At 32.1% G+C, this 16,791-nt stretch carries 16 protein-coding genes and 1 riboswitch; of the genes, 5 read left to right on the top strand and 11 right to left on the bottom strand.

The window, feature by feature from the left end; all coding sequences use genetic code 11:
• Positions 1 to 141 precede the first annotated feature (141 nt).
• Positions 142 to 1,920 (bottom strand): DNA helicase RecQ, encoded by a 1,779-nt coding sequence (gene recQ / locus F1592_RS05945; RefSeq protein ID WP_053017728.1) that lies wholly within the window; start codon positions 1,918 to 1,920, stop codon positions 142 to 144.
• Positions 1,921 to 1,934: 14 nt separating this feature from the next.
• Positions 1,935 to 3,815, bottom strand: a complete 1,881-nt coding sequence (locus tag F1592_RS05940; RefSeq protein WP_149809652.1) for an ABC-F family ATP-binding cassette domain-containing protein — start codon at positions 3,813 to 3,815, stop codon at positions 1,935 to 1,937.
• A gap of 119 nt (positions 3,816 to 3,934) precedes the next feature.
• Between F1592_RS05940 and F1592_RS05935 the strand changes: the two genes are divergently transcribed.
• Positions 3,935 to 4,753 carry a ZIP family metal transporter gene (locus tag F1592_RS05935; protein WP_053017726.1) on the top strand — a complete coding sequence of 273 codons (819 nt, stop codon included), beginning with the start codon at positions 3,935 to 3,937 and terminating at the stop codon, positions 4,751 to 4,753.
• Positions 4,754 to 4,971: 218 nt separating this feature from the next.
• Here the strand turns inward: F1592_RS05935 and ltaS are convergent, their stop codons facing one another.
• The 7 genes from ltaS to F1592_RS05900 all read right to left on the bottom strand — a co-directional run bounded on the left by ltaS (position 4,972) and on the right by F1592_RS05900 (position 11,775).
• A complete protein-coding gene (gene ltaS, locus F1592_RS05930) occupies positions 4,972 to 6,909 on the bottom strand; it encodes a polyglycerol-phosphate lipoteichoic acid synthase LtaS (protein ID WP_053017237.1) in 1,938 nt (645 codons plus the stop codon).
• A 537-nt stretch (positions 6,910 to 7,446) separates the two neighbouring features.
• The gene (locus F1592_RS05925) at positions 7,447 to 8,451 is read right to left on the bottom strand and encodes a 5-oxoprolinase subunit C family protein (RefSeq protein ID WP_053017236.1); all 1,005 of its coding nucleotides are present in this window, start codon (positions 8,449 to 8,451) and stop codon (positions 7,447 to 7,449) included.
• Entirely contained in the window at positions 8,439 to 9,155 is a 717-nt protein-coding gene (locus tag F1592_RS05920) for a 5-oxoprolinase subunit B family protein (protein WP_053017235.1), read from the bottom strand. The genes F1592_RS05925 and F1592_RS05920 overlap by 13 nt, the downstream gene beginning before the upstream one ends.
• A 24-nt stretch (positions 9,156 to 9,179) precedes the next feature.
• Entirely contained in the window at positions 9,180 to 9,386 is a 207-nt protein-coding gene (locus F1592_RS05915; protein WP_037536417.1) for a hypothetical protein, read from the bottom strand.
• Between the two features lie 57 nt (positions 9,387 to 9,443).
• Positions 9,444 to 10,052: an aminotransferase class IV gene (locus tag F1592_RS05910; RefSeq protein ID WP_037536419.1), complete on the bottom strand. Its 609-nt coding sequence runs from the start codon at positions 10,050 to 10,052 to the stop codon at positions 9,444 to 9,446.
• Positions 10,053 to 11,198 (bottom strand): chorismate-binding protein, encoded by a 1,146-nt coding sequence (locus tag F1592_RS05905; protein ID WP_037536421.1) that lies wholly within the window; start codon positions 11,196 to 11,198, stop codon positions 10,053 to 10,055.
• Positions 11,182 to 11,775, bottom strand: a complete 594-nt coding sequence (locus F1592_RS05900) for an anthranilate synthase component II (protein WP_053017234.1) — start codon at positions 11,773 to 11,775, stop codon at positions 11,182 to 11,184. The genes F1592_RS05905 and F1592_RS05900 overlap by 17 nt, the downstream gene beginning before the upstream one ends.
• 155 nt (positions 11,776 to 11,930) lie before the next feature.
• Positions 11,931 to 11,977: riboswitch (PreQ1 riboswitch) on the top strand.
• A gap of 160 nt (positions 11,978 to 12,137) precedes the next feature.
• On the opposite strand from F1592_RS05900, the gene queC reads away from it, so the two are divergent.
• From queC to F1592_RS05880, 4 genes are all read left to right on the top strand, one after another.
• A complete protein-coding gene (gene queC, locus F1592_RS05895; RefSeq protein WP_011276447.1) occupies positions 12,138 to 12,809 on the top strand; it encodes a 7-cyano-7-deazaguanine synthase QueC in 672 nt (223 codons plus the stop codon).
• A 1-nt stretch (position 12,810) separates the two neighbouring features.
• Positions 12,811 to 13,230 carry a 6-carboxytetrahydropterin synthase QueD gene (gene queD, locus F1592_RS05890; RefSeq protein ID WP_053017232.1) on the top strand — a complete coding sequence of 140 codons (420 nt, stop codon included), beginning with the start codon at positions 12,811 to 12,813 and terminating at the stop codon, positions 13,228 to 13,230.
• Positions 13,230 to 13,946 carry a 7-carboxy-7-deazaguanine synthase QueE gene (gene queE / locus F1592_RS05885; protein WP_149809653.1) on the top strand — a complete coding sequence of 239 codons (717 nt, stop codon included), beginning with the start codon at positions 13,230 to 13,232 and terminating at the stop codon, positions 13,944 to 13,946. Before queD ends, queE begins: the two co-directional genes overlap by 1 nt.
• A gap of 104 nt (positions 13,947 to 14,050) precedes the next feature.
• Positions 14,051 to 14,662, top strand: coding sequence for a DUF2273 domain-containing protein (locus F1592_RS05880; RefSeq protein ID WP_053017231.1), 612 nt, complete (start codon positions 14,051 to 14,053; stop codon positions 14,660 to 14,662).
• A gap of 47 nt (positions 14,663 to 14,709) precedes the next feature.
• Here the strand turns inward: F1592_RS05880 and F1592_RS05875 are convergent, their stop codons facing one another.
• Together F1592_RS05875 and F1592_RS05870 are read right to left on the bottom strand one after the other, a co-directional pair.
• Positions 14,710 to 15,702, bottom strand: a complete 993-nt coding sequence (locus F1592_RS05875) for a glycosyltransferase family 2 protein (RefSeq protein ID WP_053017230.1) — start codon at positions 15,700 to 15,702, stop codon at positions 14,710 to 14,712.
• 163 nt (positions 15,703 to 15,865) lie between these two features.
• Positions 15,866 to 16,705 carry an aldo/keto reductase gene (locus F1592_RS05870; RefSeq protein WP_053017229.1) on the bottom strand — a complete coding sequence of 280 codons (840 nt, stop codon included), beginning with the start codon at positions 16,703 to 16,705 and terminating at the stop codon, positions 15,866 to 15,868.
• Positions 16,706 to 16,791 lie beyond the last annotated feature (86 nt).

Genomic DNA, 16,791 nt, shown 5'->3' with positions numbered 1-16,791 from the left:
TTATTCCCTATTTAAACATGTTTAATTATGAATTCATATTAAATTAATCGAAATATAGAAATTACATTTAAAATTAAAAAATGTGGCAATAAAATAAAGGTAAGGTTCGCTACAGAAATAGTAACAACCTTACCTTTCACTTTATATACTCGCTTTATATGAATGTATAATTTCTAAGAATTTCGGACAATAATGTTTCAATTTATAGCTACCAACACCATCTATTGATATCATTTCTTGTTTCGATTCTGGCTTGCGTTTAGCAAACTCTTCTAATGTGTAATCCGAAAAAATACTAACCGGTGCAATATCCAGTTTCTCACTTAATTTTCGTCGAACTTCAACTAATTCACTGTATAATGCTCGATCTACACCTTCAACTGTATTGATATAGACTTTTTCTTTGGATTTTTGTTTAAATGGTGTCGTAAATACTTTCTCTTTATTGTTAAGTAACTTTTTAACACTTTCATCACATATTAAGATTTCATCATTTTCGTTTAAAAACCCTTTGAAGCGCAATTCATCAATTAAATGACTTAATTCTGAAGTGGTATAATCTTTCATCAAACCATGTGTCGTCAACTTATCATAATCATTATATTTAATATAATCACTTGTTTCTCCACGCAAGACTTGAATGATTACGCTATAGCTTTCTTTTTGACGCATGCGTGCGATACAACTAATGATCATTTTAGCTTCTTGCGTCATATCATATGTTTTATTTTGTTGAATGCAGCTACTACATTGCCCGCACTCTTCTAATTTTTCGTTAGGTTCAAAATAATGTACTACAGTCGCTTCAAGGCATTTTTTCGTTTTCGTGTATTGAATCATTTTAGTGAGTTTCTCACCCATTTTATCTTTATAATCTTCATCAGCCTGTGAAACTGTAATAAAATATTCATGCAATCCTTTATCACGTTCACTAAATAAAAGAATGCATTCACTTTCTAATCCATCACGACCTGCACGTCCTGCCTCTTGATAATATGATTCTAAATCACCTGGCATATTATAGTGTATAACGTATCTAACATTTGATTTATCTATCCCCATACCAAAAGCATTTGTCGCTATAACAACCTTCACTTTATCATATACAAATTCGTTTTGAGCAGTCTCACGTTCTTTATTTGTTAAACCAGCATGATAAATTGCCGAAGAAACATTGATAACATCTAATGCTTCTTGTAACTCCTCAACTTGTTTACGTGTAGAGCAATAGATAATTCCTGCTTGTTCTTTATGTTTCTGCACATAATCTACAACAAATTTCTGACGTTGATAGGTAGGATTCACTTTAAAAATAAGATTCCGACGTTTCGTACTTGTTTTTACTTCATCTCGTCTATCGATGTTTAACTTTTCCATAATATCTTGTTGTACTTCTGCAGTAGCTGTTGCTGTTAGTGCAACGATTGTAAAGTTTTGTGGTAATGTGAATACTTTCTTAATTACACTTTGATAGCTAGGTCTAAAGTCATGCCCCCACTTAGAAATACAATGTGCCTCATCAAATGCGATAAGATGAATATCAATTCGACTTAATAAACTTAAAAAATATTGATTATCGAAACGTTCTGGCGCAACATATAAAAACTGAATATGACCTTTCATTAAATCATCTTCGATTTCTTTTTGTTGCTTCTTAGTTAAACTACTATTTAAGAATGCTGCTTTAATCCCCATTGCTTTAAGTTGATCAACTTGGTCTTTCATTAAAGATATTAGTGGACTAATTACAATTGTAGTTCCACCTAACATTAATCCAGGCACTTGGTAGCAAATTGATTTACCACCACCTGTAGGTAATACACCTAAAACATTATGATGATCCATTATTTTAGTTATGATTTCTTTTTGACCAGGTCTGAAATTGTCATACCCAAAATAATGCGATAATGTTGCTTCCATACTTTACATTCCCCTTATTGCTCTTTTAGTTCTTCTAATTCACTCCATCTCGTGATGTCAGTTTCATATGTTAGCTCTAAATGTTCTTTCTCTTCATTTAATTCTTTGATTTTGGCATAATCAGCACTGGCCTCAATCATCTCTTCATCTATTTCTTCTAAGCGTGTTTCAGTTTGTTCAATACGTTCCATCAAAGTTTCATATTCTCGTTTTTCTTTATAAGACAACCCTGATTTTTTTCGCACCGTTGTTTTTTGTTTTGGTTGTTGTGCTTGTTTCTCTAGAGAAGCTAATTTATCCTGCTCTTTCTTATAAGACTCATAATCTTCAAAGGCCCCTACAATACGTTCCATCTTTCCGTCATGAATATACCAGTACTCTTGAGCGACTTTATTTAAAAAATAGCGATCGTGACTAACAGTTATAACTGAACCACCAAAACTACTAATATAGTCTTCTAAAATAGTTAATGTTTCTGTATCTAAGTCATTTGTCGGTTCATCTAGCAACAGTACATTAGGTTGATGCACGAGTAATCTTAATAAATATAAGCGTTTTTGCTCTCCGCCTGATAATTTGTATATCTTCTTACCATGTGTTGAGCTTGGGAACAAGAAACGTTCTAGTAATTGAGTTACAGAAATTGAAGTTCCATCCTTCTCTTTAGCCACTTCACTCTCTTCTCGTAGGTAATCAATCATACGTATATCTCTATCTAACGTTTCTTCTGTTTGTTTAAAGTATGCTACTTTTACAGTTTGGCCAATTTTAAGTGTGCCTGTATAATTGTTGTCTTCTCCGCTTAAAATATTTAATAACGTGGTCTTTCCAGCTCCATTTGGCCCAACAATACCAATACGTTGCCCACTTTGAATAATTTCAGTAATATCTTCAAATAATGTTCTGCCGTTAATTTGTTTTGAAAGTTGTTCTAACTCATACACTTGTTTGCCTAATCTTGAATACGCTAGATTCAGTTGCCCTTTATCTTGAACGTGTTGAGCTTGTACTTCCGATTCTAAATCATTAAAACGATTGATACGCGCTTGTTGCTTTGTCGTTCTTGCCTTAGCGCCAGCTCTCATCCAAGCTAATTCTTGTTTATATAAAGCCTTTTGCTTTTCTTGTTGTTTTTGTTCAATAATTTCATTTTCTGCTCGCATTGCTATGTAATCTTCATAATTACCTGGATAAGATTTTAATTTACCTCTATCTAATTCAATGATTCTACTCGCAATTTCATTTAAAAAGTAACGATCATGGGTTACAAACAATACGGTATGAGGATACTGCTTCACATAATTGATTAGCCATGTTATAGATTCAAAGTCTAGGTGGTTTGTAGGTTCGTCTAATAATAATAGATCAGGTTGTTCAATAAGCGTTTTAGCAAGCACTACGCGTTTTTGCTGACCACCTGACAGTTCGTTCACCTTTTTGGTCGTGTCATTAATACCTAGTTTAGATAATATGGTTTTAATTTCTGCATTATAATCCCATGCACTATTTTGGTCCATAGCCTCTTGTGCTTCCATCATCTTTTGAAAATGCGCGTCATCTTGTTGTTGTGTATAAGCATTAACTGCTTCTTCGTAAGCTTTTATAATTTGAAGAGTCGTTGTGTCTGAGCTAAGTACAGCTTGAAAAACAGTCATATCTCCATCTAGATCCTGCTTTTGAGAAGAATACCGTATACGATATTGATTAGGATGCGTAATATCAGCTGTATAATCATCATCTATATTTCCGATAACTTTAAGTAGAGTACTTTTACCAGTACCATTTATTCCAACCAATCCTATTCTCTCATGTTCAGAAATAGATAGGTTTAAATCATCGAAAATGATTTTATCCGCATATGATTTTTTTAAGTGCTCTATTTTATACGCTTCCATGCATCTACTTCCTTTTCAAAATCGAAATATCGAATTTTTTAAATATTTTTGATAAGCTTAAATCAGTTCTATATATTATACACCTTTTTAGGCTTAAATGATACAAGGAGACAAGAGTTATGATTGACTTTTTCGAAAATTTATCGCCTTATTTACAGGCGCTTGTAGCAGGTATTATTACTTGGCTACTCACAGCATTAGGTGCTGCTTCTGTATTTATATTTAAATCCGTAAATGAACGAATTCTAACATCTATGCAAGGATTTGCTGCGGGCATTATGATAGCTGCCAGCTTTTGGTCTTTATTACAACCCTCTATTGAATATGGTAAAGATGGTAGTTTACCTGCTTGGTTACCTGCTGCAATTGGCTTTTTATTTGGTGGTATCTTCATACGTGTCCTCGATTCAGTTATTCCTCATTTACATCAAAGAATTGGCGATAAGAGTCAGTACCGCGAAGGTGTTAAGACTTCTTTAAGTAAGAATACACTATTAGTACTAGCTATTACGTTACATAATATTCCAGAAGGACTATCGATTGGTGTTGCTTTTGGTGGTATAGCAACTGGAAATAGTCAAGCTACATTTCTAGGTGCTTTAGGGTTAGCAATTGGTATAGGAATACAAAACATTCCGGAAGGTGCAGCATTATCTATGCCTATTAGAGCGGCAGGCGCATCTCGTTGGAAAGCGTTTAATTACGGGCAAGCTTCTGCGATTGTAGAACCTATCTTTGCTACTATTGGCGCTGCATTGATTTTAGTTATTACACCTGTTTTACCTTATGCATTAGCTTTTGCAGCTGGCGCTATGATATTTGTTGTTGTTGAAGAACTTATACCTGACTCACAATCTGGTAACAACACGGATTTAGCAACACTAAGTCTAATGTTAGGCTTTACAATTATGATGATTTTAGATGTAGCGCTTGGATAAAACTTGCAATTATCACAGATATTTAAATTAACTATTAATCAGCAATTATTTAAATGACAACATCATTTAAGACATGTATCTATAGCATCAACTATATATTGCAACTCAACATGTTGCACATAATCAAAATCATATTAAAAAAGACAATTTCTATTTATTTCAATAGAAATTGTCTTTTTTCATTAGTCTAGAAATTTTATATTATAGACTTTACTTGATTATTTTTGGTTCCCTTTAGGACCAGTTTTGTATTCATATTTAGATGGGTCAATTTTTTTGAAATCAGGATTTTTATAGAATCTGAACAAGTCACCATTTAAGACATTGTCACTCATTTCTAAATCTTTCTCAACCTGTTTCTTATTCTTATCTAAATCTTTAGGTTCCGTTTCTAATAGTTCATTAGTTTTATTAGAATAAGCTTTACCGTTTACATATTTGTAATCTTTCGTAATGAAATCACCATTACGGAATGGAATTACATCATTATGATCTTTAGATAACATGTCAGTACCAAACATTAAGAAGTTTTTAGAGTCAATTCCTACTAAATGTAATATAGTAGGCATAACATCCATTTGACCAGCATAAGTCTTATCTACTGTACCTTCTTTACCAGGAATTTTTAGCCAGAAACCTGTACGGTTTAAGTCCATAAATTTCGCTGGCGTAATCTTTTCACCTAATAATTTTTCCATCGCATTATTATGGTTCTCTGAAATACCATAATGGTCACCATAAATCATAATAACTGAATCGTCGTATAAACCTTTCTTCTTAAGATCTGTTACGTACTCTTCAAGTGCTTGGTCTAAATAATGCGCTGTTTGAATGTAACCATCAACAGTTGAATCACCTGTATTAGGTTTATCAATATCTGCATCTTCCTCACTCAATGTGAATGGATAGTGGTTTGTTAATGTAATTAAGTGTGAATAGAATGGACCTTTCATTTTAGATTGATATTCTGCTGACTCTTTAAAGAACGGTTTATCTTTTAAACCTAAGTTAACAATATTATCGTCAGACATATCATAATATGTTGCATCGTAGAACTTATCAATACCAAAATGTTTATAAACTTGGTCACGGTTCCAGAATGTTTTGTAGTCACCGTGCATAACATCAGAAGTATAACCTTGCTTTTGATCTAAAATAGCAGGTAATGATTGGTAAGTATTATCACCTTTTAATGAATATGCAGAACCTTGTGGTAAACCATAAAGGCTGTTATCCATTGTGAACTCAGCGTCTGATGTTTTACCTTGACCAGTTTGATGGAAGAAGTTTGGATAGTATCTAAAATCTTCGTTACCTGTAGATAATTTATTTAAGAACGGTGTTACTTCTTTACCATTAACCTTTTTATTGATTAAAAATGTTTGGAAACTTTCTAGATGTATTTTAATAATATTTTTCTTCTTAGCAACACCAAAATACTCTGAATTTGGCGTTGTATTTTTTTGTTTCGTGTAATTCAATACTTTAGTTAGGTCATCTTCAGAAGCCAATGCTTTTTGTTGGTTATTCTGGATCGTTTTAACGCCATCATAAACTGTAAAGTTATATGGACCTAAATACTTCACTAAATATTTATGATCAAACGTACGTGTTAATAACTCAGGACGATCTGTTTCAGCAAAAGCTAAATTCAAGAAGAATAATGCTACTGAAGCAGCCATTACAACCGGTACAAACTTTTTACTGAAGACACGCTTATCTAACCAACTTCCTCTAAAAATAAGGATGAATAGATAAATAATAGTATCTATAAAGTAAACAAAGTCATACCATTTAAATGATGCCCCAACAGCACCACCCATAGACTCAACATTCCCCGCTTGGTTAAGTGTACTAAATGTTAAAAAGTCCGAGAAGAATCTAAAATAAACTACATTTGCATATAGCAAGAATGATAGTAAAAATCCTCCAATAAAGATGAACCAATATGCTTTTTTTCCTTTAAAGAATAAGAACACACTTAAAATAAGCGCGATTAAACTATATGGATTCATCAATAGTATTAAGTTTTGAACTAGTCCTTTAACACCCAAAGAAAAATCAACATAATATGAAAAATACGTCTTCAATGTCACTGTAAAAACAGTCAGTAAGAAAAACGCAAAAAGACTTATTTTCTTTTTGTGTAAACTCATGTATGTTTCCTCCGTTTATAGTTATTCAACTTTGAAGAAATGTTAAAGACTTAACCGAAGACTTAAACACTTACTCAAATATGACCGTTATGCAATTACTTACTAATTTTTAAATTTCGCTATTTTAATTTATTAAGAATATGTCATACACATACATTAAATACAAACGATAATTCACTCTTACATTTTTATCCCAATGACGAACTATACGTTAGTAATGCCTTATGTATACAATGTTGGATGCTATTCTATTTAATTATTAATAAAGTATTAACAAATTATGAACTTTGTAATATTATTGTAATATTGCCCGTAGTTCAATATATAAATATATAGTATTTTTACTCATTTATCAAGAAAAAACATCTTTATATATCGACATCTCAATAGTTTGTCACAAATATATACAAGTATAATGATGACGCACTGATTTATTTATTATAGCTTCTTATATGATATTTTTAATCAGACTATAGACCTACTCAATCTATTAAAAATCCGTATAAATAAATCGTACATTCAATTAATTATTAACAGTTATTTCATCATTTCTAATTGCATTCTGAATTCAATGCCGTGAAACAGTTGATTCATCCAATTGCTAAATTTCACAACATTTTTTTCAGCAGTTTCAATATCAATAAATTGGAATTTCAAACGTGAACCTTGTGGTTTCTGTGCAAGTTTAGTCAAATGATAACTCGCAATCGTTCCAATTTGAGGGTAACTTCCTATTGTATAATGATCGTTTAATAAGATAATCGGTGTACCATCTCGTTTAACTTGAATCGTTCCTCTTTTAACAGATTGATGTGCAGGCATATCATCATAATATGCTTTTATCTTCTCACCATCTAATAACATACCAACACGATTCGATTTATTAGTTACTTTATATTCGCCTTTAATAAAATGGGATTGCGTTTCCTTATCAAAGTCTTCAGTACCTTTATTAGCGATAACATGAAACACGTCAGAGATATAGTTGAACGACAATGCATAACCATCAATACCCCAATCAGTAGTACGCTTTTCTTTTAGATTTTCAAACAGCTTATGATGACGTTCAGTATATTCTCTTTTCATTTCAACTTCATCGCCATTTTCAAGTTTACGCCCGTGATAGCCACCAATGTGAACATTTAAATCTGTAGAATCCGAACCTAGCCAATTGTCTAATTTAAATCCTCCACCTATAGCAAGATATACACGTGACGTTTTATTTGTTTCTTTAAAAGATAACACATCATCTTTACCTAAAAGGTATAGTTTATAAGGTTTTACTCGCATGTTTTGTGTATAAGCTTCAAAATTTTGACCTGTTAATGCAATTAAAGTAGGTTCAGTGAATCGAATTTTAGCCATTATATGTGTCATTTCAAGTGTTGCTTCATTCTTGTCATTAGCGACAAGACGATTTGCTATTTCATGACCTAGTGTATCTAAAGCTCCACACGGAATAACACCTGCATATTCATATCCATGACGCCCGAAATCTTGAAAGCTACTAAACAATCCAGCTTTTTCTATTATGATTGACATGGTTTAAATTCTCCTAATTCAATATCTTTGCGTTTTTCTGGTTTGAAAGTGACATTATCTCCTAATTTTAGCAGTGTAAAATCTTCTTTTTCAGGAGTAAACAACGTCATAGGCGTGTACCCTATCACTAACCAATCATTATATGTATCAGTTGTTACAATCCCGCATTTTTTTCCTTCAATAATAACTGAACCTGCAGTAACAAGTTTCTTCTTATTACTTGTATGATTAACATACAATGCTTCATTCATTCCAGTTAAATATGGAAAGCCAGGAGCATAGCCCATCATAGAGACAAAGTAAGCCTTATCAGAATGTAATTGAATAAATTCATCTTTTGTTAATTTGTAATACTCTAGCAAGTCCTGTAAATCGGGACCAAATTCATCACCATAAATAATAGGAATTTCATAGGTCGTGCTCTCATCTTTGTTCATTTCTAATTGTTTTATTTCTTCTTGTATAGATGTTACTGAAGCCTTCATATATTGAAAAGGTGAAGTAATATTATGATGTTTAATCATATCTCGAGCATCATAGCAAATCATCATATCTGATTCAGTAGGAACAATTTCAGTTATAAATGGTAAATCTTTCTTTAATAAATGATTACACACTGCGATTAACTCAGTTGTTACATTTTTAGATACATCTTTTTCAACCGCAATTACAATTGCTTGATCTCCCTGACTATAAATCTTCATAACTCCACCTCAAAATAATTATATTTAATGATGATAAAATATATTTAGAAAATCAACCGCATAAGGAATGATTGATTTTATTAAAAAATAAATGAATACACATTGAATTAAAACGGTAACGGTTGCCACAATTCGTGCCTTAATGAGTGCATTATTATTTAAATATCGATCTGCTAAATATTTACTTATCACATTTAAAATCACAATAATTACAACCCATAATATTGCCATAATTCACTCCGTTAGTTCGTTTTTATCAATAAATACGCATATACTTCCAATATTATTTTATAGATAAATAGACACATCGGCAACCTCTCGTAAACTATTTAGTAAATAGATACGTACCTGCTGATTATTTAATTTCTCGCTGAGTTCTGTTTTAGTATAATTTTTGATTGAAAGTTTTCCTTCATCTATAAGAGATTGACGCATGCATCCTAATAAAAAGTCGTTGTCATAACTCGGCGTATAGTATGTACCTTCTTCCTCTATCATGATATTACCAATATCAAATTCCAGAATTTTACCTTTTTCATCATATAATAATATTAAATCTGTTTCATGATTGTGTGCTAAATGCTGGCGTTCTGTGGTTTTGTTAATAATATATCGTTCGTTATAGTGCGTTTGAACTTGCTGAAATTTAGCCGTAAACAGCGACTTTTGAGATAAAGGTTTAATTACATAATTCATATCGCCAGTTTTATCTATTTCTATTTTAAGTCGGAACGTGCCCTGTTGATGATTTTTTATAATCTCTTTTACAAGATGTAACCAGTTCTCCTTTGAAAAGGCATAACCCAAACGTCCACATGATTGTTGTATTCGATTAATATGATATTGAAGTCTTGGAATTTCACCATTTTCCAGACGCATCGTTTCAAACAAGTTCATTTATAACATCTCCAATATCTTTGTTTTATCTCGAAACTCTTGTACTTCCTTTTCAGGTATAGAATCAATTGTAATACCTGCACCCACACCGTAATGAACTTTCTCATTTCGATACTCAAGCGTTCGAATTGGAATATTAAATATCATTTTATTATCCGGAGATAATAATCCAATTGTGCCACAATAAATATATCTAGGATTAGGCTCAAGCGCTTTAATGTATGACATCGTATTAAGTTTCGGTGCGCCCGTAATGGAACCACATGGAAACAGCGCTTTTAAAATATCAGTCAAACTCGTTTCGGCTTCTAATCGACCCGAGACCATACTCGTCATTTGATAAACAGTCTTATAACTTTCTATAAAGAATGGCTTATTAACGTGTATAGTTCCTGGCTTAGAAATTCTAGAAATATCATTACGCAATAAATCAACAATCATTACATTTTCAGCACGATCTTTAAGAGAGTTCTTCAATATGTCATAATTCATCAAATCTTCATCTTTATTAATACTACGTGGCATTGTCCCTTTCATCGGTTTACTTACGACTACATTTTCTTGGTTATTGAATGCTCCTTTTTGAAAGAATAATTCAGGAGAAATTGAGGCAACTTTAATCTCTTCTACATCTAATAATGCAGTATAACCACCATTATTTGTCTGAGTTAAATAATAATATAAATCAGAGATAGGGTAATGGATATCACTAACTAAACGTGTTGTATAGTTCACTTGATACGTTTCTCCATCAGTGATTGCGTCTTGAACTTGTTTGATCTTATCTTGCATTTCTGCATCACTTTCCAAAAAGCGAAACTGATGTTTAGGTTTGTAGCTTTGCGAAAGATTGTTAGACGGATGTTTAGCCATATTAGGATTGAAACTATATGCAAGAGCTATGACTTGATTATTATTCAATTCGTGCGTAGCCATTTCTTGATTAAAAAATTTTGCCGCTTCATATGTAAGATATAGCGCTACGTAACGCCCGTTTGATTGTTCATCTTGAGCAAAGCGAACTACTGCACCGATGTCATTCAAAGTGTAAGCCACCTTTTTAGAGGCATACGTGTCAAAATTCAATGCTACTGTTTCAAAATGGTCAGGTGTCGTATAGTATCGATAATTAAATGCGATGTTCATAGTCTATCCCCACTTTTTCTAAAAATAGTCGTATCTGTTCATGCCCATATTCACTTAAAATAGATTCAGGATGATACTGAACGCCATAAATAGGATATTTATTATGTTCAAAAGCCATTATAATCCCCTCTTCGTTATAAGCTGTCATATTTAAAATGGTAGGAATATGATTTTTATCTGCAACGAGTGAATGATATCTCATTACTTCAAACGATTGAGGTAGTCCTTTAAATAGTCCAGTTCCTCTATGAGTTAACGTTGTGGTATGACCGTGAACCGGCTTTAATCCATGAATAATCGTACCTCCATAATATTCATAAATAAATTGGAAACCTAAACAGACACCTAATATAGGAATTTTACTCTCAAATAGATTCATAATTTCAGTTAAAATTGGATAGTCACTAGGTTTACCTGGACCTGGCGAAATGACAATTGCCTCTACGTTAGATGACCTTAATAGATCAACGGAAACGTCATCCACCTCGTATACAACTATCTCTTTATCAGTTTCTGTCTTAAAATAATCTATTAAATTATATGTAAATGAATCTTTATTATCTATAACTATAATCATTTATGTCGCTCCAACTCTATGTTAAATAACTTCATCTATAACTTTATTATAATTAATATTTTTTTGAAAATGTAAGGGTTTACTATTTATATTGCTTTAAAATATAGCTTGATTTTAAGAAGTGAATATATTACGCTAACTAGCGTACTAAAAACTCAAAAGAGGTTCCTAGCTGAAACCCTCTATAAAAAACTAGACAATAATCGAAATATTTAGTTTGAAAGTAACATTACTTTTGTATAACTAGTTGAAATGTTTCTAAGTCTATCTTTTTTATAGAGATAGACTTTTTTTATGTTCTCATGGCTAGGTTAGAGACGGCATAAAGTATGATCTAATCTTTTCAAAAAAGGAGAATATTCATGACAAATCAAAATTTAAACAAGGACAAAGCCATTGTAGTATTTAGCGGGGGGCAAGATAGCACAACGTGTTTATTTTACGCTAAAAAACATTTTAAAGATGTTGAATTGGTAACATTTAATTACGGTCAACGACATGATGCAGAAATTGAAGTTGCTACACGCATCGCAAAAGAGCAAAATTTAAAACATCATATTTTAGATATGTCACTATTATCACAATTAACTCCAAACGCCTTAACACAACACGATATGGACATTGAAACTGGTGAAGACGGTATTCCAAATACGTTTGTACCAGCACGTAATTTATTATTCTTATCATTTGCTGGTGCATTAGCTTATCAACGCAATGCTAAACATATTATTACCGGGGTTTGTGAAACGGACTTTTCAGGTTATCCAGACTGTCGTGATAGCTTTATTAAATCAATGAATGTAACGCTTAGTTTATCTATGGATAAAGACTTTGTTATTCATACCCCTTTAATGTGGTTAGACAAAGCACAGACATGGGAACTTAGTGACGAATTAGGTGTTCTAGATTATATTCGACACAATACACTTACATGCTATAACGGTGTTATTGGTGATGGTTGTGGAGAATGTCCAGCATGTCAATTAAGACAACGTGGTCTACAACATTATTTAGAAGCAAAAGGAGCGAATTAAAATGATTCAACAACTCTATCCGTCAGTTGCCCACCCCTATAGTTTTGAACTTAATAAAGATTTTAATTTTTCAGCCGCGCATTACATTCCAAGTGAAGATGCCGGTAAATGTATGAGAACACACGGGCATACTTACTTTGTTAATTTAACAATTGCAGGGGATAAACTCGATCATAATGGTTTCTTAATCAATTTTAGTGATTTGAAAAAACTAATCCACGACCAATTCGATCACTACTTATTAAATGATTTACCTCAATTTAAAGATAAGAGTCCTTCAACTGAAGTTGTAGCTCAAACAATATATAAAATGGTCCAAACTCATCTACAAAACTGTGATAATCAACCTCAATGTGTTCAAGTTTATCTACGTGAAACGCCGACTAGTTATGTCGTATATCGCCCAAAGGAGTATAAATAATGGCTGCTAAAATTCCAGTACTCGAAATTTTTGGACCTACGATTCAAGGTGAAGGACGTGTTATAGGTCGCAAAACGATGTTTGTTAGAACTGCAGGTTGTGATTATCGTTGTAGTTGGTGTGACTCTGCTTTCACTTGGGATGGAAGTGCTAAAGAAGACATTCAGTTAATGACAGCTGAAGAAATATATAATCAACTGAAAAAAATCGGCGGTGAACGTTTTGATCACGTTACGATATCTGGAGGTAACCCAGCACTAATTAAAGGTATACAAGATTTAGTGGATTTATTTGAAGAAAAACAGATATACACTGCTTTAGAGACTCAAGGAAGTAAATTCCAACCATGGATGAGACAAATTAACGATTTAACTATAAGTCCTAAACCACCAAGCTCTAACATGAAACCTAACATTGACATATTAGATAGTGTAATCGAACAATGCATTGAATCAACACTTAATTTAAAGGTTGTTATTTTTGATGATGATGATTACGAATTCGCTAAAATGATACATCATCGCTACCCAAACATTCCTTTTTACTTACAAGTCGGTAATCCCTACCTAGATGATGATGTTGACAATCATACAGAGAAACTTTTGAGTCGATATGAAGCATTGGTTGATAGAGTGATGGCCAGTAATGATATGAACCAAGTTTATGTTTTACCACAGTTGCATACGTTACTGTGGAGTAACAAAAAAGGTGTTTAATAATTACTTTATAAATGAAAAATATTTTTTAAGTGTTTTGAAATGATTAAGTTTGTTTTAATTGGTATAATGTTCTAATGAACTATGTTAGATAGGAGTACAGCATGATTATATATGTATTAATTAATATCGCCGTAGTGCTTGGTGTACTCGGCTTTGACTTATATAAGCACCAATTCAAACAGCTTAAATTTAGCTCCGTATTAATAGCAATAACGATTAACGCTTTAATTAATGCTATCGTCATCGACAAATTTAATTTTATAACGTTATGCTCAATCGCTTTTTTTATATGTTGGTTGGGACTTCAATATTACTTGAATCATCAACACTATACACTTGTTATTTACGAGTATAAATCGATTGCCTTGATATTTTCTATCATAATAAGTTGCTCATTATTTATTACCTATGGATCAAGTGATCAATCAATTTACATGTCTGTTCCATACTTAGCGCCAACAATATTCTTAATAGGTGCTAGTGCGATATTTTTAGGTACTTTCTCTAGAGGAGAACTTGGAATTTTTAAATTTATAAAAAAGCTTAAATTTCCAATTACTATAGGCTATATGCTTATTATAATTTCGATTGTATTATTAACTATTTTGACGCCATTCTGGTATATCTTCTTAATCATTTATATTCTTTTAGGTATCTATCTAACATGGCAACTTAAAAATACTAATTTAAAACATCATATAGAAAATAATTAAACGCTTGAAGTTTCATCATTTAGAACTTCAAGCGTTTATTTTGATTTTTATAAATGTACTTTTTCTTTCTCTTGCTCTACTACTTTTAGATCGTGCGTTGGTTCTTTTAAATTTGATGCTTGCACAATATATTTAGGTCGTTGCTTAACTTCATAGTAAATCCGTCCAATATATTCACCTACTACACCAATAGAAATCAATTGAATTCCGCCAATAAGTAATACCGCAGCTATCGTTGTAAAATAACCAGGATTATTAATGCCATTGACCATTATACCTATCAGCAGATACAAGATATAAACGATACTTAAACTGAATATCGTCATTCCGAGATAAATCATCGCACGTAAAGGTTTATTATTAAATGAAATTAGCCCATCAATACCATAATTTAATAATTTAGTGAATGTCCATTTAGAATGACCCGCTTCTCGTTCTACATTTTGATATGTAAAGATTTTAGTATTGTAACCAATCCATTCAAATAAACCTTTTGAAAAGCGGTTATATTCTTTAAGAGAAGCCATTGCTTTAACTGCGCGTTGACTCAATAATCTAAAGTCACCGACACCATCTATGAATTCAATGTCTTCGACAAAGCTATTTATCAATTTATAATATAACTTTGTCATTGACTTACGGGCTAAGTTCTCTCCTGTTCGATCTCGCTTAGCAATAACTTGGTCATACCCCTCTTGGAATCCTTCTATCATTTGTGGAATGAATTCTGGTGGATGTTGTAAATCTCCATCTACCATCACCACAGCATCACATTTCACACTATGTTGAAAACCAGCTATCATTGCTGATTCTTTACCAAAATTTCGGCTGAAAGAAATATATTTAACATGTTGATCTAAGCTTGCTAAATGTTGAACATGGTCGATTGTGTTATCTTTACTACCATCGTCGACAAATAAAAGGTCATAATCATACCCTTTGTCCAAGCTATCTTTCATCAAAATTTCAGTCAATTTGTCGTAAGTTTTTGTTACGACTTCACCTTCGTTAAAACAAGGCACAATGACTCTGATTTTCATTAAATTACATCCTTTTCATCATTCTTAGTACTATTTTATCAATAAAATAAATAACTATTCTACTAAAAACTATGCAATTAACAAATAATTAATAAAAATTAAATAAAAAATATACAATCATTCTATAATTTTCAATGTCTGATTCCATTTAATAGAAACCAATTTATTTCAAATCACCTATACTCACTTCATCAGGATCTTTACCTTGACGCGCATTGCGATTTAAACTATCTATTTCAGCTATTTCTGTTAGTTCAAGATTGAAATCAAATATATCATGATTTTCTCTTATACGTGATGGTGTTTTAGATTTTGGAATGACAACACGATTATGTGCCACGTGCCAACGTAATACGATTTGCGCTGGTGTTTTATCATACGCTTTTGCTAGTTTTGTTATAGTAGGATCGTCTAACAATCCTCTGTTTCTCATTAATGGCATCCATGCAGTAACTACTATATCATGCTTATCGCAGAAATCTTGGACTTCTTGTTGATTAAAGTAAGGGTGCACTTCAATTTGATTAACTTGAGGTACAATATTAGTTTCACGCATTAATTTTTCTAAGTGATGCACTTTGAAGTTACATACTCCAATTGCTTTTATTTTACCTTCTTCATATAATTTTTCTAATGCCTTATATGTTTCAATATAAAGTTCATTTTTTTCGCAAGGCCAGTGAATTAAATATAAATCGATATATTCTAAACCTAAATTATTTAATGAGCGATTAAAATACTCAAGTGTACTATCATAACCTTGATGGTCGTTCCATAGTTTAGTTGTAATAAACAAGTCTTCTCGAGGCACTCCACTATTTTTTAGTGCTTTACCGAGTGCTGCTTCATTATTATAAAAATACGCTGTATCAAATGCACGATAACCATCATCTAATGCAGCTTGAATCGCTGTTTCCATTTCTTCATCTGTAACCTTATAGACACCTAAGCCAAATCTCGGCATCGGATAACCATTGTTTAAAATTTGTGTGTCATTTACCATAATATCTTCTCCTAACGTTCTTGATAATTTTCAATCTAGTAATAATTAGGATAACTCTAATAGAGTGTATTGAACAATTAAAAGGA

The organism is Staphylococcus sp. GDX7P312P (assembly GCF_008385775.1).
Classification (GTDB): Bacteria; Bacillota; Bacilli; order Staphylococcales; family Staphylococcaceae; genus Staphylococcus; species Staphylococcus haemolyticus.
This window is presented reverse-complemented; position numbering and strand designations above follow the sequence as displayed.

Excerpts from the sequence above, each read along its gene's own strand:
- recQ (WP_053017728.1), bottom strand. The coding sequence starts at position 1,920 with ATGGAAGCAACATTATCGCATTATTTTGGGTATGACAATTTCAGACCT.
- F1592_RS05940 (WP_149809652.1), bottom strand. The coding sequence starts at position 3,815 with ATGGAAGCGTATAAAATAGAGCACTTAAAAAAATCATATGCGGATAAA.
- F1592_RS05935 (WP_053017726.1), top strand. The coding sequence starts at position 3,935 with ATGATTGACTTTTTCGAAAATTTATCGCCTTATTTACAGGCGCTTGTA.
- ltaS (WP_053017237.1), bottom strand. The coding sequence starts at position 6,909 with ATGAGTTTACACAAAAAGAAAATAAGTCTTTTTGCGTTTTTCTTACTG.
- F1592_RS05925 (WP_053017236.1), bottom strand. The coding sequence starts at position 8,451 with ATGTCAATCATAATAGAAAAAGCTGGATTGTTTAGTAGCTTTCAAGAT.
- F1592_RS05920 (WP_053017235.1), bottom strand. The coding sequence starts at position 9,155 with ATGAAGATTTATAGTCAGGGAGATCAAGCAATTGTAATTGCGGTTGAA.
- F1592_RS05915 (WP_037536417.1), bottom strand. The coding sequence starts at position 9,386 with ATGGCAATATTATGGGTTGTAATTATTGTGATTTTAAATGTGATAAGT.
- F1592_RS05910 (WP_037536419.1), bottom strand. The coding sequence starts at position 10,052 with ATGAACTTGTTTGAAACGATGCGTCTGGAAAATGGTGAAATTCCAAGA.
- F1592_RS05905 (WP_037536421.1), bottom strand. The coding sequence starts at position 11,198 with ATGAACATCGCATTTAATTATCGATACTATACGACACCTGACCATTTT.
- F1592_RS05900 (WP_053017234.1), bottom strand. The coding sequence starts at position 11,775 with ATGATTATAGTTATAGATAATAAAGATTCATTTACATATAATTTAATA.
- queC (WP_011276447.1), top strand. The coding sequence starts at position 12,138 with ATGACAAATCAAAATTTAAACAAGGACAAAGCCATTGTAGTATTTAGC.
- queD (WP_053017232.1), top strand. The coding sequence starts at position 12,811 with ATGATTCAACAACTCTATCCGTCAGTTGCCCACCCCTATAGTTTTGAA.
- queE (WP_149809653.1), top strand. The coding sequence starts at position 13,230 with ATGGCTGCTAAAATTCCAGTACTCGAAATTTTTGGACCTACGATTCAA.
- F1592_RS05880 (WP_053017231.1), top strand. The coding sequence starts at position 14,051 with ATGATTATATATGTATTAATTAATATCGCCGTAGTGCTTGGTGTACTC.
- F1592_RS05875 (WP_053017230.1), bottom strand. The coding sequence starts at position 15,702 with ATGAAAATCAGAGTCATTGTGCCTTGTTTTAACGAAGGTGAAGTCGTA.
- F1592_RS05870 (WP_053017229.1), bottom strand. The coding sequence starts at position 16,705 with ATGGTAAATGACACACAAATTTTAAACAATGGTTATCCGATGCCGAGA.